Annotated in this window: 12 protein-coding genes; 5 read left to right on the plus strand and 7 right to left on the minus strand. The window is 65.9% G+C overall.

All coding sequences use genetic code 11. From position 1 onward, the window contains the following. Positions 1-97: 97 nt before the first annotated feature. Both OIE68_RS30590 and OIE68_RS30595 read left to right on the plus strand, forming a co-directional pair. Positions 98-913 (plus strand): MerR family transcriptional regulator, encoded by an 816-nt coding sequence (locus OIE68_RS30590; RefSeq protein ID WP_327094475.1) that lies wholly within the window; start codon positions 98-100, stop codon positions 911-913. A 16-nt stretch (positions 914-929) separates the two neighbouring features. After that, the gene (locus OIE68_RS30595; RefSeq protein ID WP_327094476.1) at positions 930-1,280 is read left to right on the plus strand and encodes a VOC family protein; all 351 of its coding nucleotides are present in this window, start codon (positions 930-932) and stop codon (positions 1,278-1,280) included. Between the two features lie 37 nt (positions 1,281-1,317). Here OIE68_RS30595 and OIE68_RS30600 read toward each other — a convergent pair whose 3' ends face one another. Continuing rightward, positions 1,318-1,752, minus strand: a complete 435-nt coding sequence (locus OIE68_RS30600; RefSeq protein WP_327094477.1) for an SRPBCC family protein — start codon at positions 1,750-1,752, stop codon at positions 1,318-1,320. A gap of 313 nt (positions 1,753-2,065) precedes the next feature. Between OIE68_RS30600 and OIE68_RS30605 the strand changes: the two genes are divergently transcribed. Together OIE68_RS30605 and OIE68_RS30610 are read left to right on the plus strand one after the other, a co-directional pair. Next, on the plus strand, positions 2,066-3,502 hold the full coding sequence (locus tag OIE68_RS30605) for an FAD-binding oxidoreductase (protein WP_327094478.1): 1,437 nt from the start codon (positions 2,066-2,068) through the stop codon (positions 3,500-3,502). Beyond that, positions 3,499-4,815, plus strand: coding sequence for a class I SAM-dependent methyltransferase (locus tag OIE68_RS30610; RefSeq protein ID WP_327094479.1), 1,317 nt, complete (start codon positions 3,499-3,501; stop codon positions 4,813-4,815). The genes OIE68_RS30605 and OIE68_RS30610 overlap by 4 nt, the downstream gene beginning before the upstream one ends. A gap of 22 nt (positions 4,816-4,837) precedes the next feature. On the opposite strand, the gene OIE68_RS30615 is transcribed toward OIE68_RS30610, so the two are convergent. From OIE68_RS30615 to OIE68_RS30625, 3 genes are all read right to left on the minus strand, one after another. Further along, positions 4,838-8,422, minus strand: coding sequence for a protein kinase domain-containing protein (locus tag OIE68_RS30615; protein ID WP_327094480.1), 3,585 nt, complete (start codon positions 8,420-8,422; stop codon positions 4,838-4,840). A 168-nt stretch (positions 8,423-8,590) separates the two neighbouring features. After that, positions 8,591-9,202 carry an SgcJ/EcaC family oxidoreductase gene (locus OIE68_RS30620; protein ID WP_327094481.1) on the minus strand — a complete coding sequence of 204 codons (612 nt, stop codon included), beginning with the start codon at positions 9,200-9,202 and terminating at the stop codon, positions 8,591-8,593. 26 nt (positions 9,203-9,228) lie between these two features. After that, complete coding sequence (locus OIE68_RS30625) at positions 9,229-9,723, minus strand: SgcJ/EcaC family oxidoreductase (protein WP_327094482.1); 495 nt, start codon at positions 9,721-9,723, stop codon at positions 9,229-9,231. 91 nt (positions 9,724-9,814) lie between these two features. On the opposite strand from OIE68_RS30625, the gene OIE68_RS30630 reads away from it, so the two are divergent. Beyond that, on the plus strand, positions 9,815-10,267 hold the full coding sequence (locus OIE68_RS30630) for a MarR family winged helix-turn-helix transcriptional regulator (protein ID WP_218007503.1): 453 nt from the start codon (positions 9,815-9,817) through the stop codon (positions 10,265-10,267). A gap of 43 nt (positions 10,268-10,310) precedes the next feature. Here OIE68_RS30630 and OIE68_RS30635 read toward each other — a convergent pair whose 3' ends face one another. From OIE68_RS30635 to OIE68_RS30645, 3 genes are all read right to left on the minus strand, one after another. Further along, positions 10,311-11,144, minus strand: a complete 834-nt coding sequence (locus OIE68_RS30635) for an esterase-like activity of phytase family protein (RefSeq protein ID WP_327094483.1) — start codon at positions 11,142-11,144, stop codon at positions 10,311-10,313. Between the two features lie 65 nt (positions 11,145-11,209). Next, positions 11,210-13,360: a 3-hydroxyacyl-CoA dehydrogenase NAD-binding domain-containing protein gene (locus OIE68_RS30640; protein ID WP_327094484.1), complete on the minus strand. Its 2,151-nt coding sequence runs from the start codon at positions 13,358-13,360 to the stop codon at positions 11,210-11,212. 116 nt (positions 13,361-13,476) lie between these two features. Next, positions 13,477-14,691, minus strand: a complete 1,215-nt coding sequence (locus OIE68_RS30645; protein ID WP_327094485.1) for an acetyl-CoA C-acetyltransferase — start codon at positions 14,689-14,691, stop codon at positions 13,477-13,479. Positions 14,692-15,847: the final 1,156 nt, after the last annotated feature.

The raw sequence follows: 15,847 nt of genomic DNA on the forward strand, positions 1-15,847 counted from the left end.
TGGTGTTATAGGTCTCTCGGCCGATGCAGCCAAGAGCGTATAGCGAGCAGCCGACCAGGTTGACTCTCCCGTGGGGGGAGGGTGTTCGCTGGTGGGTATGGCAGCGACAGTATCGATTGGGGAGTTCGCCAGGTTGACGTATCTCAGTGTGAAGACACTGCGGTACTACCACGAGGTCGAGCTGCTGGAACCCGTTGCGGTCGACGCGGGGTCGGGGTATCGGCGGTATTCGGTCGATCAGATCGCGCAGGCGCATCTGATCCGTCGGCTGCGGGGGCTGGATATGCCGCTGCCGGAGATCAAGGCGGTGCTGGCGGCCTCGGATACCGAGTCCCGGGATGCCGCCTTGCGGGCGCATCTCGAACGCATGGAAGCGGAGTTGCAGCGCACGCAGTCGGTGGTTGCTTCGCTGCGCTCGCTGCTCACACCGGCCGCGCCGATCATCGTCGAATATCGGTCGATCGCGGCCTTCCCGGCGCTCGCGTACGTCGATTCGGTGAGCCGGGATGCGATCGGTGACTGGTGCGCTGCCGCATATCCGCTACTGCACGAGACGTTGGCCGCGACGAATATCGCGCCGGCCGGTGCCGACGGTGCGACCTATTCGATGGAATTCTTCGAGGACGACCGGGGCGAGGTCGCCGCTTTCATCCCGCTTCCGGCCGACCCGCGGATCGCGCTACCGAGCGAACTCTCGATCATCGAACTGCCCGCGCGCCGCTTCGCGATCACCGTGCACTCCGGCCCGTTCGACGATTTCGACCGCACCTACGGTGCCCTCGGCAGCCACGTCGCCGAACACGACACCTCGCTCGCCGAACCCGTCCGCGAACTGTATGTCCTCGGTCCGGGCGAAATCGACGACCCCAACGCCTACCGCACCGAAGTCTGCTGGCCCATCGGCCGGCTCTGAAAGAGAGAGAACCGCAATGACACTCACGATCGGGCATATCACCTTCGACTGTGCCGATGCCGCGACGCTCGCCGGTTTCTGGTCCGAGCTGTTGAACCGTCCCCTGGACGCGAACGCGAGCCCGGAGTTCGCCACGGTCGGGATGGCCGAAGGCGCGGCGCCGGTGCTGATGTTCATCCAGGTGCCGGATAAGACGCCCGGCAAGAATGTGATCCACCTGGATCTGCAGGCCGCGGACTGGCGCGATCAGATCGATCGCGCAATCGGCCTCGGCGCCAAGCACATCGGCGATTTCGACGAGTACGGCACGCAGTGGGCAACGCTGGCCGATCCGGAGGGCAATCTCTTCGATATCGCGGCCGGATAGGAAAGGCCCGACGCGTGTCGGGCCTTTCCTTGCTATCTCAGGAGAGTTCGCGCTGCAGGTTCGCGAGCACCTCGGCCTGAATCTTCTTCAGCCCCAACGGCGCGAAGATCCCCTCGAAGATTCCCGCGACACCGCCCGCACCCTTCCAGGACGTGCGCAGCGTGACCTGCGAACCCGTACCATCCGGCGTCACCGTCCAGGTGTTCACCAGCGTCGAATTCGAATCACGTTCGGTCACGATGGAATCCGAGACCGACACGACCGCGTGGATGTTGCGGGTCCGCTTCTCGGTGGCCTGCAGGGTCCATTCGGCGACGGTGCCCGCGCCCTGGCCACCCTCGACCACCTTGTAGTCGCGGTAGTGCGCGGAGAGGATGCGCGGACGCACCTTCTCGTAATCCGCGATGGCCTCGAGTGCGCGCTGCGGATCCGCCGCGACGGCGATCGAACTGCTGGCGCTGACCTGTCCCACGATGAGCTCCTTGTCCGGGCAGTGATTTGCTCCTATCCTGCCCTGTCCCCACCACTGCGCGACGACCAGGTCGGTCCTGTTGATCACCGCGCGCCGACCGGTCTGCACTGTTAGGCTTCTCGATCAGATTGCGCCGGAGGGGATCCATGCAATATGTCGTGCGAAGCGGGTGTTCGAAACCGCCCGGATCACCGCCGGACTGACACGGCGAGTCCTGGGTATTCCCGATGCAACAGATGCGTGACATTTATCCCTCGTCGGTGACCTCGCAGTGGCTTGTGTTACCGGTGCGTACTAGCGTCGAGGAGTGGCAGTGAGTCTGTTGGGGAAGGCCGGACACGCATCGGCCGCACACGAATCAGGATTCGCCGCGCATCGAGCGGGTGTAGACCGGCTGTTGGCCAGTTACCGCGCGATACCCGCGAACGCCAACGTGCGACTGGCGAAGAAGACCTCGAATCTGTTCCGGGCCAGGGCCAAGAACACCGCACCCGGCCTGGATGTTTCCGGCCTCGCCAAGGTCATCGCGGTGGACGCGGAAGCCAAGACCGCCGACGTCGCCGGGATGACCACCTACGAGGATCTGGTAGCCGCGACATTGCCCTACGGGCTCGCCCCGCTGGTGGTGCCGCAGCTCAAGACGATCACCCTCGGCGGCGCGGTCACCGGCCTCGGCATCGAATCCACCTCGTTCCGCAGCGGCCTGCCGCACGAGTCGGTGCTGGAGATGGACGTGCTGACCGGGGCGGGCGAGATCATCACCGCGACACCGGATGGCGAGCACGCGGACCTGTTCCGTGGCTTCCCGAACTCCTACGGCACCCTCGGCTACTCGGTCCGCCTGAAGATCGAACTGGAGACCGTCCAGCCCTATGTGGCGCTACGGCACGTCCGCTTCCACGACCTGCGTGAGCTGGAGTCCACCCTCGCCCGGATCGTCACGGACAAGACCTACGACGGCGAACGCGTCGACTACCTCGACGGCGTGGTCTTCACTGCCGACGAGAGCTATCTGACACTTGGCCGACAGACCGACGAGCCCGGCCCGGTCAGCGACTACACCGGCGTGGACATCTACTACCGGTCCATCCAGCACGACTCCGACCGGCCCAAACGCGACCGGCTGAGCATCCACGACTATCTCTGGCGCTGGGACACCGACTGGTTCTGGTGTTCGCGCGCTTTCGGCGCCCAGAACCCGAAGATCCGGCGGTTCTGGCCGAAGCGCTACCGGCGCAGCAGCTTCTATTGGAAGCTCATCGCACTCGATCACAAGTACAATATCGGCGACAAGCTGGAGGCCCGCCAGGGCAATCCGCCGCGCGAGCGTGTGGTGCAGGACATCGAGGTTCCGGTCGAGCGGACCGCGGATTTCGTCGAATGGTTCCTGCGCGAAATTCCGATCGAACCGATCTGGCTGTGCCCGCTGCGACTGCGCGGAAACGACGCATCGGCGGCGGGGCGTCCATGGCCGCTGTATCCGCTGCAGCCGAACCGTACCTACGTCAATGTCGGATTCTGGTCCGCGGTGCCGACCGTCGCAGGTCAGCAGGAGGGCAAGGCCAACCGCGCGATCGAGCAGACCGTCACCGAGTTCGACGGGCACAAATCCCTGTACTCGGATTCGTATTACGGCAAGGATGAATTCGCGGCCCTGTACGGCGGCGAGACCTACACCGATTTGAAGAAGCGCTACGACCCGGACCAGCGACTGCTGGATTTGTATTCGAAGGCGGTGCAACGCAAATGACTACATTCAAGGACCGTTCCGATGTCTTCGCGGACCTCGGGACAAAACTCAGCATTGCCGAGATCTTCGAGATCCTCGTCGACGGCGAGGTGCCGATCCGGCTGACCGCATACGACGGTAGCGTGACCGGACCGGAGGACTCGGAGTACGCGCTGGAGATCAAGACGCCGCGCGGTATCAACTACCTGGCGACCGCGCCCGGTGATCTCGGCATGGCCCGCGCCTACATCGCCGGCGATATGACCGCCACCGGCGTGCACCCCGGCGACCCGTACGACATTCTCCGGGCGATGGACGGGCTGAAGTTCCGTCGTCCGTCGGCGCTCGCGCTGGTCACCATCGCCCGCTCGCTCGGGTGGGAGCGGCTAAAACCGATCGCGCCGCCACCGCAGGAGACGCTGCCGCGCTGGCGCCGGATCGCGCTGGAGGGCCTGCGGCACTCCAAGACTCGCGATGCCGAGGCCATTCACCACCACTACGACGTCTCCAACACCTTCTACGAATACGTCCTCGGCCCCTCGATGACCTACACCTGCGCGACCTACGGGGACGAGAACTGGACGCTGGAGCAGGCCCAGGAGAACAAGTACCGCCTGGTCTTCGACAAGCTGCGGCTGAAGGAGGGCGACCGGCTGCTCGATATCGGCTGCGGCTGGGGCGGCATGGTGCGCTACGCGGCCAAGCGCGGCGTCAAGGTCATCGGCGCGACACTATCCGCGGAACAGGCGGAATGGGCACAGCAGAAGATCGCCGAACAGGGTCTGTCCGACCTCGCCGAGGTGCGGCATTCCGATTACCGCGATATCCCGGAGGTCGGCTTCGACGCCGTCTCCTCGATCGGCCTGACCGAGCACATCGGGGTGCACAACTACCCGTTCTACTTCGACTACATCAGGAGCAAGCTGCGCGACGGCGGCCTGCTCCTGAACCACTGCATCACCAGGCCGGACAACACCCGGACCACCAAGGCCGGTGACTTCATCGACCGCTACGTCTTCCCGGACGGCGAACTGATCGGCTCCGGCCGGATCATCTCCGAGATCCAGAACATCGGCCTCGAGGTGATCCACGAGGAGAACCTGCGCGAGCACTACGCGCTCACCCTGCACGAATGGTGTAAGAATCTGGTCGCCAACTGGGATGCCTGCGTCGAAGAGGTCGGCGAGGGCACCGCGAAGGTGTGGGGCCTGTACATGGCCGGTTGCCGACTCGGCTTCCAGCGCAATGTGGTTCAGCTGCACCAGGTGCTCGGCGTCAAGCTGGGCCCGAACGGCGAATCGGGTCTGCCGCTGCGCCCGTGGTGGCAGCCGTAGTCAACGACCGAAACTGCCCGTCCTAGCCCAGGAGTTCATCCAGGAATAGGGCGGGCAGCGTCGTTTCGCCGGATTGTCCCGGTGTCGCACGCACTTCGGTGCGCAGCACGCGCAGGATGCCGAGCACACCGGGGCCCGCATCCAAAAGCGGCATGGTCCAACCATGTTCGGCGCAGGTGGCCGCCGCGGGCAGCAGCAGTCCGGTGGCCTCGCCGACCCAGCCGGAGGCGGCCAGACATTCCGCCAGCAGCAGTACGGTATCCAATTCCGCCCGGGGACGGTGCTGTTCGACCATGCGCGCGTGGAGCGCACGGGCCCGGCGCACCGCGCGATCGTCGGCACGCAGCTGACGTTCGGACAGCAGCGCGCGGATCGCGGCGATCTCCTCCGCCTCGGCGGCCAGCGCCGCCGCGCCCGTCATCCGATGGGCCTGGTGGATGGTTCCGGAGATATCCGATTCATATCCGGTCGCGGTGTCGGCGACCCGCCGGGCCGCGGTATCGGTCAGCAGCCCCAGGCGCAGCCGCTCGGCGCGGATATGCGCGGCGAGCCGAATCAGCCTGTTATCGGCCGCGATTCGATCACCCTCGTCCAGCCGAGCCGTGGCGGTGTACAGATCGCCGAGCGCGGCCTTGACCCTGGCACCGACCACGAAGGTGGAGATCAGGAAGTCCACCGGCCCGACCCGGGTGACCAGCTGATGACTGTCGTCGAGCAGCCGATCGGCGGTATCCAGATCGCCCCGGCGGTAACTCATTTCGCCGAGCAGCGCCGCGGCCACCCGCACCGCATCGGAGCGCGGTCCCGACTTCTGCCGTGCGGTCTCCCACGCCTGCTGGAAACAGCTTGTGGCAGTGGCGATATCGAGCTGTTCATAGGCCGCCGCACCCTTGCCGCACAGTCCGAAAACTTCGCCGAGCGGATCCTTGGATCGAGCGTGATACGGCGCCGCCCATTCCTGGATTTCGCGCGCCCCGTCGAAATCGAATTCGCACAAACGCACGAAAGAGGTCAGATTCGCGGCGGTCGATACGGTCCAGGCGGGCAGTTCATCGGGCTTCTCCAGACATTCGGCCACCCGGGCGAGCACGCCTTCGGTGTGGTCGCGCGCGATCTGATCCGAGGCCGCGAGCACCACGGCCTGGCAGCGCTGCCGGTCCGCATCGTCATCGGTGGACGACCCACGCGCCAGCACATTGGACAAGCGACCCAAGGCCGCGCGCGCCGCGGCGGGCTGCTGCAGATTCACATTCGCCCTGGCCACAGCCATCAGCAGTTTGGATCGGGATGCCACCTGCTGCATCGGCAGTTTCGATACCGTCCCGAGCAGCGTCGCGAGGCGGGACTTATCTATGAGGTCCATGCCGCCGCTCTCGAGCAGATCCAGCGCCATCTTCAGATCCGTCGCCGCGAGCGCGTGATCGACCGACTTGCGCAGCAAATTATGTTCGGCATACCAGCGAGATGCCTTGCGATGCAATGCCTTCACCTTGCTCGGATCGGCCCGCTCCAAGCGCGCCCGCAGATGTTCGGCGAACAGCGGCTGCATCCGGAACCACTCGGGATCGTGGGCAATGCGCCGGACGAACAACTCGCGCTGTTCGGCCTGCTCGAGCATCGCATCGCCGTCCGGCTCCTCCGAAAGCGCCGAGGCCAGCGAACCGCTGACCCGCTCGGTGATCGAGATCGAGGTCAGGAAGTCGAGCATCTTGGGTTCGAGGGCGTCCAGGACGTTTTCGGCGAGATACTCGCGGATGCCGTGACTGCCCTCGGCGAGATTCGCGATCAATCGATCCGGATCGACATTGCCACGTAACGACAAACTCACCAGCTGGACCGCGGCGGGCCAGCCGTCGGTGACCGCGTGGATCTCCTCGATCTGGTTATCGGTGAGTGCGAATCCGTTGCGCTGCACCAGGATTTCTTTGGTCTCTTCGCTGGTCAGGCGCAACGCCGAGGAGCCTATTTCGACCAATTCGTCGTGCACCCGCATCCGACTGGTCGGCAGGCCCGACTGCTCCCGACTGGTCACCACGAAGCGCAAGTGGTGACATCCGTTGTCCAGCAACGCATCCATCGCCCGCCGCGCACCCACATCGCCGACCCGGTGCCAGTCGTCCACGATCACCACGACGGTGGTCCCGCCGGCGTGGATCTCATCGATCAGCGTGGAGATGACATAGGCGACCGCGTCGGCGGGCCGTTCCTCGAGTACCTGGTCCAAGCCCTCGCCGATATCCGGACGAACCCGGCGGATCGCCTGGATGAGGTGGGCCAGGAACCAGATCTCGTTATCGTCGTCCTGGTCGACGCCGAGCCAGGCCACCGGGACCCCGCCATCGGTCAGCTCATTGCGCCACTGCGCGGCTACCGTGCTCTTGCCGAATCCGGCCGGTGCGTGGATGACCGCGAGTCGGCGGCGGCCACCGGCGCGCAGCGTGTCCAGCAGGCGCGGGCGCGGCACCGGCTCGCGAGCCGGGGTCGGCGGGCGGAATTTCGTCGTCGCCGTCGGGGGCAGTGTCGGCGCGACCGAGGTCGAGTTGGCCGGATGCTGGGAGACCGCGGGACGCAATGTCAGCGGCCAGCTGCGGCGTGCGGTCACCGCCGGTCGCGTTACCGTCACCTCGGCGGCGTTCGGATGTTCCGTCTCGTCCGGCGCCACCACCTCGGTATCCAGCAGCGCCATCTCATCGGGCATCTGATCGTGCTCGCGCTGCACCGTGCGCAGCAGCTCGCCGAACTCGAAGGCCGACGCGGGTCGGTTACCCGGATCGGTATCCATCGCATGCTGGATGGCTTCGGCGACATCGTCGGGAAGGTCGTGGCCGTGCAGATCCGGCACCGGCTGGGTGGTGATCCGCAGGAATTGCGCGACCACCTTCTCCCCCGATTGCCGTTCGAAGGCGGCATGGCCGGTCAGCAGGGCGAACAGCGTCGAGCCGAGTCCGTATACGTCGGAGCGTACGGTCGGCTCGTCGCCCTTGAGCACCTCGGGCGCGGTGAAGGCGGGTGAGCCCGTGATCAATCTGCTGGAAGTGCGGAAACCGCCCGGAATCCTGGCGATTCCGAAATCCGTCAGTTGCGGTTCGCCGTACGCGCTGAGCAGGACATTCGCTGGTTTGACGTCCCGATGCAGAATCTGGGCCCGATGCGCGCTCTCGATCGCGCCCGCCAGCTTGACCCCGGCCCGCAGCGAATCCGCCCAGGTCAGCGGACCCTGGTCCCGAATGACCTGCTCGAGCGAGCCCCGGGTGCAGAAAGGCATCACAATGAACGGCTGACCGGTCGGGGTGACATCGACCTGCAGGATGTCGACGATATTCGGATGGCCGGACAGCCGGCCCATCGCCTGCTCCTCGCGCAGGAACCGTTCCCGGCTCTCGGCGTCGATCTCCGAGGAGAGCACCTTGACCGCGACCACCCGGTCCAATGGGTACTGGACGCAGCGATACACCACCCCGAACCCGCCCCGGCCGATCTCGACCGCATCCGACAGGCCCATCGCCTCCAGCTCGTCGACGATATCGATGGGCGCGTGCCGCTGTGTGTCCGATTCGGCCGGAGTCGATTCGGCGTTTGCCTTGCCCGAACGCATCTGTGGATTCATGTGACCACCTCGAATTCACATCGAATCGGCGTCACCGGCGACCGAGAAACACACGGACATCGGACATCGCGAAACGATCTCGCGATGCCCGATATGTCACGCATACTCCAACGTAGCGCGGTATGAACCCGAGTGGGTGGCTTTCGAAACAGCCTGGTTCCGTCCGCCTCAGCGCTCGGCCGCGGGCCTGGTCGCCGGATCGTAGAGAAATGAGATCCGCTCCATGACGTTCTTGCGCTGCGTGTTCTGGAACGCTGCGATCAACCAGCGACCGTCTTGGCGAACCATGGTGTAGGTCTGCGTTTTCGACAGCTCCTCGGGCTGCTTCGGGTCGCCCTTGTAGGTATCGCCGCGACTGGTGACGACGGCGGTATCCGGGCCGTAGAACCGGATGCCGAGAATCGAATCAGTGAGGTCGGTGCCCTTCTTGAAGCCCTTGAACAGGGCGCGGTGGCCCTCGACGATATCGGCGCGCCCCTGGTAGTAGGTGCCGACGAAACTGGTGTAGGTGGCGTCCTCGGTGAACAGGGCACCGTAGGCGTCGGCATCGCCGCGACCCCAGGCGTCGGTGAGTTGGTCGAGCAGATCGCAGATTTCCCGGGCCGACTGCGGCGCAGGCGTGGTGACGGTGGCGCAGGCGGGCGTGCCGAGGTTTTGCACGTCCGAGGTCTGGTCCAGCCAGAGGTACCCGCCGCCCGCGGCGACACCGAGGGTGATGGCGGAGGCGGCTAGGACGCGGGAGACGATGCGGCGGCGATTGCGGGGTGCGGGGGCGTTCATGGCGGATCCTTTGAGGCAGTGGGAGTTCAGCGCACGGCGGCGGGGCGCGCGGCGGGAGTGGACAGGTAGGTGATGCGCTCCATGAGCTTGTTGCGCTTGGTGTTCTGGAAGGCGGCGATCAGCCAGCGCCCGTCGCGACGGACCATGGTGTAGGTCTGGGTCTTGGTGAGCTGCTTGGGCTTGCCCTTGTAGGTGTCGCCGTGGCTGTTGACCACGGCGGTATCCGGGCCATAGAAACGGATGTCGACGATGTCGTCGGCCAGCCGGGTGCCCTTCAGGACGCTGCCGAACAGGGCGCGATGCGAGGCGACGATATCGGCGCGGCCACGGTAGAGGGTGCCGAGAAAGCTTGTGTAGGTGGCGTCTTCGGTGAAGACGGTGCCGTAGGCGTCGGCATCGCCGCGGCCCCATGCATCGACCAATTCCGCGAGTACGGCTTCGATCGCCTGGGTGTCATTGCTGCGCCCACCCGTCGCCCGACCGCCGCCCCTAATCGAATCGCTACGCGATGCTGCATTCATTTCGCCCTCCATGCTAGATTTCTTCTTGGAAGAGCTTTCTTCGTTGAAGAAGTCTCTTCGTTAAGGAAGAGATTAGAAGATGGAGGTATCCGTGTCAACACCTGCCATGCGCCCGGACGCGAGCGAGGTCTACCGCCGCTACCTGAGCGCGGTCATGCTGCACGGACAGGCCGGTGCGCGCGCCGTCGACCTGGGCGCGACGGACCTCTACGCCCTGAACATCCTGGAACTCAACGGCGCCATGACGCCCGGTGAACTAGGCGCGCGCAGCGGACTGACCACCGGCCCGACCACCCGCCTCATCGATCGCCTGGAAGACGCGGGCTATGTGCGGCGCGTCCCGGTCCCCGGCGACCGCCGCAAGGTCATCGTCGAATTGATCGACAAGCCAGCCGATCTCGACGAAATACTGGCCCCCGCCCGCCGCGCCATCGGCGAAATCCTCGGCGGCTATTCCGCCGAACAGCGCGAGGTGCTCTTCGACTACTTCACCCGCGCCGCCGACGCGTACTACCAGGCCGCCGAAGATCTGCGCCCCAGCTGAACTACGAGCCAGCCGCCGAGAAATTCGATGGTTGGCCTTCGGTCTACTGCTGGACAGCCAGTGCCACGATCTGAGTGACCTGCTTATCCGAAAAGTTGTTGTCGCTGACCAGAATCAGGGTGCGTTCGCCCGACGGCAGGCGCGGACCCCAGGTCATGCCCCCGAAATTGTCGATGGGGTCGAGGCCGAGGTCAGCGAGGTCGACCAACAAGCGTTTGGCGACCGGCCAGGCAGTGCCGAGCGGAGCATCGAGGATATCGGTCGCGCCATCGGTATCGGCCTCATAGATCCGGATCCTATTGCCGACGCCGAGCACGTAAGAGCGTTCCAGGACAAGGAATTTCGTGGGATCGAGCGAGTCGGCGGCCAGGATCGAGGCAATGCCGTTCATGCCCTGGCCCGGCTCCGGACTCGACTCCACGAAGACCGGCTCCAGCGGGTAGGCGTCCTGAGCGAGCAGCGGGCCGAAGCGCGCCTGCACCGTAATCCGTGAAGTGGCACCGGTTTTCGCCGTTGCGACCGGACCGTCCTGCAGCAGCGGGCCCTCGACGGAGGTCACGAACAATGCACCACCCGCCGCGAAGGTCGCGCCCTCGAGTGCGAGATTCTGGCGCGGGCCGGTGGTCGGGCGCATCCGCTCGTTCTCTGGAATCGGGAGTTCGGCGGCGAAAGTGCCATCCGGGTGGGTGATCCGGACCGAGGGGTCGGCGAGCACGGCATCGGTGCGCTCACCCTCCTGTGTCCAGAAGTAGGCACCGGTCCACGGGTCGACCCGAATCTCCTCCGGATCCAAGGACTTCGGCGCGTACAGCCGAAACGGCGAAAGCCCGCCACCGCGAAATGCGGTGGCGGGCTGACCTTTTCGAGCGACCTGCAAGCAGTCGCTACGGCCTTTTCGGACCTGCAAGCAGTCGCTACGGCCTGTTGCGAGTTATCGCGTGACTACTTGCGCAGCGAGGCCGGGACCTCGAAGCGCTCGCCGTAGGTCTTGGCGAGGTAGTCCGCACGCTCGACGAAGGCCGCCTGGCCACCCGGGTAACCGACGATGTACTGGTGCACACCACCGGTCCAAGCCGGGAAGCCGATGCCGAAGATCGAGCCGATGTTGGCGTCGGCCGTGGTGATGAGCACACCCTCGTCGAAGCACTTCTGGGTCTCGATCGCCTCGATGAACAGCATGCGGTCGATCAGATCCTGCAGCGGCACACCGAAACCGGCGGTGGTCTTGAAGTGCTCGCGCAGACCCGGCCACAGGCCGAGACGCTTGCCGTCCTCGTCGTACTCGTAGAAACCGGCCTTGCCGAGGCGACCCGGGCGACCCTGCTCGACCAGGTAGTCGATGACATCCTGCGCCGGGTGCCGCTTCACGCCCAGGGTGTTGTCACCCTTCCCGGCGGCCTCGAGGGTCTCCTTGGCGATCTTCTGCATCAGCGTCAGGTTCAGCTCGTCCGACAGCTGCAGCGGCGCGGCCGGGTAGCCCGCCTGCAGACCGGCCTGCTCGATGGTCGCGGGCTCGATGCCCTCGTTGAGCATGGCGATCGCCTCGTTGACGAAGGTGCCGATCACGCGCGAGGTGAAGAAGCCGCGGCTGTCGTTGACGACGATCGGGGTCTTCTTGATCGCGAGGGTGTAGTCGAACACCCGGGCCAGCGCCTCGTCGGAGGTCTTCTCACCCTTGATGATCTCCACCAGCGGCATCTTGTCGACCGGCGAGAAGAAGTGGATGCCGATGAAGTCCTCTTGGCGCTTCACACCGGTCGACAGACCGGTGATCGGCAGGGTGGAGGTGTTCGAGCCCAGCAGCGCGTCCGGGGTGACGATGTCCTCGATCTCCTGGAACACCTTGTGCTTGAGCTCGGTGTTCTCGAAGACCGCCTCGATGACGAAGTCGACACCGGCGAAGTCGGCCGCATCCGCGGACGGCTTGATCCGGTCCAGCAGCGCCTTGGACTTCTCCTCGGTGGTCTTGCCGCGGGAAAGGGCCTTGGCCTCGATCTTCTCGGAGTAGTTCTTGCCGCGCTCGGCCGCCTCGATGGTGACGTCCTTCAGCACGACCTCGTAGCCCGCCTTGGCCGAGACGTAGGCGATGCCAGCGCCCATCATGCCCGCGCCGAGCACGCCGACCTTGCGGATCTCCTTCTTCGGGACATCCTTGGGCCGCGAGCCGCCGTTGTTGATCGACTGCAGGTCGAAGAAGAACGCCTGGATCATGTTCTTCGCGACCGGCCCGGTCAGCAGCGAGACGAAGTAGCGCGATTCGATCAGCGACGCGTTGTCGATATCGACCTGCGAACCCTCGACCGCGGCCGACATGATGGCGCGCGGCGCGGGCATGTTGGTGCCCTTGAGCTGCTTGCGCAGGTTGGCCGGGAAGGCCGGAAGGTTGGCGGCGAAGGCCGGGCTGGACGGGGTGCCGCCCGGGATCTTGAAGCCCTTCTTGTCCCAGGGCTGCACGCCACCCTCGGGGTTGGCCTTGATCCACGTCTTGGCGGCGGGCACCAGCTCCTCGACCGAGCCGACGACCTCGTTGATCAGGCCGATCTCCTTGGCCTTGCCGGGGCGGTACTTGTTGCCCTGCAGCAGGAACTGCATCAGCGCGCCCTGCAGGCCGAACATGCGCACGGTGCGGATGACACCGCCACCGGCGGGCAGCAGGCCCAGGGTCGCCTCGGGCAGGCCGAGCTGCACGCCCGGCACATCCGCGGCGATCCGGTAGTGGGTCGCCAGGGTGATCTCCAGGCCACCGCCGAGTGCGGCGCCGTTGATCGCCGAGACGACCGGCTTGCCCAGGGTCTCCAGCCGACGCAGCGCCGACTTGATGGTGCCGAGCTCCTCCATGAGGGCCTGGCCGTCTTCCGGGCCGACCTTCATCATGTTCTTCAGGTCGCCGCCGGCGAAGAAGGTCTTCTTCGCCGAGGTGATCACCACGCCGGTGATGCTGTCCTTCTCGGCCTCGAGCCGGTCGACAGTCGCGGTCATCGACGTCTTGTACAGCTCGTTCATCGTGTTGGCGCCCTGGTTCGGGTCGTCCATCGTCAAAACGACGATGCCGTCCGAATCCTGCTCCCAACCGATCATGTTGGTCTCGCTCACAGCTCTGTGTCTCCTGTGTCTAATTGGCGGCGCTCGCGGTCCCTACGTGGTTACGCAAGCTACCGCCTCCGGGCCTGCGCGAACGCCGCCGTGAATTCTCAGCTGTCGGTTGGGTTTTAGACGCGCTCGATGATCGTGGCGACGCCCATGCCGCCACCGATGCAGAGGGTGACCAGCGCGTAGCGGCCGTTGCGGCGCTCCAGCTCGTCGACCATGGTGCCGGTGATCATGGCGCCGGTGGCGCCGAGCGGGTGGCCCATCGCGATGGCGCCGCCGTTGACGTTCAGCTTCTCGTCCGGGATCTGCAGATCCTTCTGGAACTTCAGCACCACCGAGGCGAACGCCTCGTTGATCTCGACCAGGTCGATGTCATCGAGGGTCAGGCCCGCCTTGGCCAGCACCTTCTTGGCAGCCGGGGTCGGACCGGTCAGCATGATGGTGGAGTCGGCGCCGCTGGTGGCGGTCGCGACGACGCGCGCACGGGGGGTCAGGCCGGAGGCCTTGCCCGCCTCTTCCGAACCGATCAGCACCAGCGCGGCGCCGTCGACGATGCCCGAGCTGTTGCCACCGTGGTGGACGTGGTTGATCTTCTCGACGAAGTGGTACTTCTGCAGCGCCACGGCGTCGAAGCCACCCATCTCGCCGACCACGGCGAAGGACGGGTTCAGCTTGGCCAGATCCTCGGCGGTGGTGCCGGGACGCATGTGCTCGTCGTTGTCGAGGACGACGAGGCCGTTCTGGTCCTTGACCGGAACGATCGACTTGGCGAAGTAGCCGCCGGTGGTGGCCTTGGCGGCGAGCTCCTGCGAGCGCACGGCGTAGGCGTCCACGTCATCGCGGGAGAAGCCCTCGATGGTGGCGATCAGGTCGGCGGAGACACCCTGCGGCACGAAGTAGGTGTCGTAGTTGGTGGCCGGGTCCAGCGCCCAGGCGCCACCGTCGGAGCCCATCGGAACGCGGGACATGGACTCGACGCCACCGGCGAGGACCAGGTCGTCGAAGCCGGAGCGGACCTTCTGCGCGGCCAGGTTGACGGCCTCGAGGCCGGAAGCGCAGAAGCGGTTGAGCTGGAAGCCGCCGACGGTGTCGGGCAGGCCGGCCGCGGTCACGGCGGTGCGGGCGATATCGGCACCCTGGTCACCCACCGGCGCGACGACGCCCAGGATCAGGTCGGAGATCCGGTCCTCGTCGAGGTTCGGGAAACGGCCGCGCAGCTCCTGGATCAGACCAACAGTCAGGTCGATCGGCTTGACCGAGTGCAGCGAACCGTTCTTCTTGCCGCGTCCGCGCGGGGTGCGGATGGCCTCGTAGATGTAGGCCTCTGTGGTCATATCGGAGTGTTCCTTCCTTAAGGGTGCGGCGGCCGAACATTCGTCCGTCCATGCGAGTGACCTCGCCGATCGGTCCGGAGACCGACCGTCCTGACGCTGTACAAAAGTCGACAAGCAGCGGCGATGACGAGTTCTTGATACCCGCATGCCTCCGCATACCATAGAACTTCGCCACACCGCGGCTCGCGGCCACCCGTTCATACTACCGTGGTGTGCGAACTCCGGTTAACTTAACGTCCTGCGAACGAGGGTTGTCAACCATCCAGCCGTGTGGCACCGAGCTCACTTTTGAGCAACTCCAAGGCCACCTCGTCCGGGTCGCGCCGATCCCCCGGCGCCACCGGGGTCTGCGATTCGGCCAGCATCTCCTGTTCCTCCTCCGGCGTGGAGGGCGGCGGGACGCCATCGATCGGCGCGTAATCCATCAGCCCCGGGTCATCCGGTAGATCCGGGAAGTCGGGCGGCGGAATATCGTCGTCGCCGCGGAACGACCGTGCGTCACCATTCGGCGCGGGCCGCTGACCAGGGCCCGCCGCCGGATCGGAGGCCACCGCCCTGGCCTGACTCGGCCGAGAGAACCGCGGCGGCGCAGGTGCATCCGAAGCGCGTCCGGCCGGGTTGCCGGATTCACGTCCCGGCGCATTAGTGGCCTGCTGACCAGCCTGACCACGACCCCGACTCGACTTCGGCGCGGCAGCCGCGGGCCGAGGCGCGGCCCCAGCCGCCTCCCAGCGCACCGGGTGATCGCTGCCAAGCACGGCCCGCACCGCCGACCGCACCGCCTCCACATTCCGCGGATCCGACAACCGCTGTGCCAACGGCGCATGCTGATGCGCGAATACGATCACCTCCCCCTCGATCCGCGCCACCGACGCCCCCGACAACAACGCCTGCACCGTAGGCCCGAACTCCCGAACCTTCGCCCGGATCTCCCCCCAGGCCCCCTCCACCGCTCGCAACAGATCCGCATGCTCAACCTGCTGCTCGCCGGCATCATTCGCGCCACCCTCCGCCGCGCCACCCTCCGCCGCGCCACCCTCCGCCGCGCCACCCCGCGCACCGCTCGGCTGCGCCGCGACATCTTGCTGCACGGCAGCGCCTTGCCGCGCAGCAGCAGGACCCGCGCCCGCAGAGTCCGAACCCGTCCCGGTCGTCG

The organism is Nocardia vinacea (assembly GCF_035920345.1).
GTDB classification, from domain to species: domain Bacteria; phylum Actinomycetota; class Actinomycetes; order Mycobacteriales; family Mycobacteriaceae; genus Nocardia; species Nocardia vinacea_A.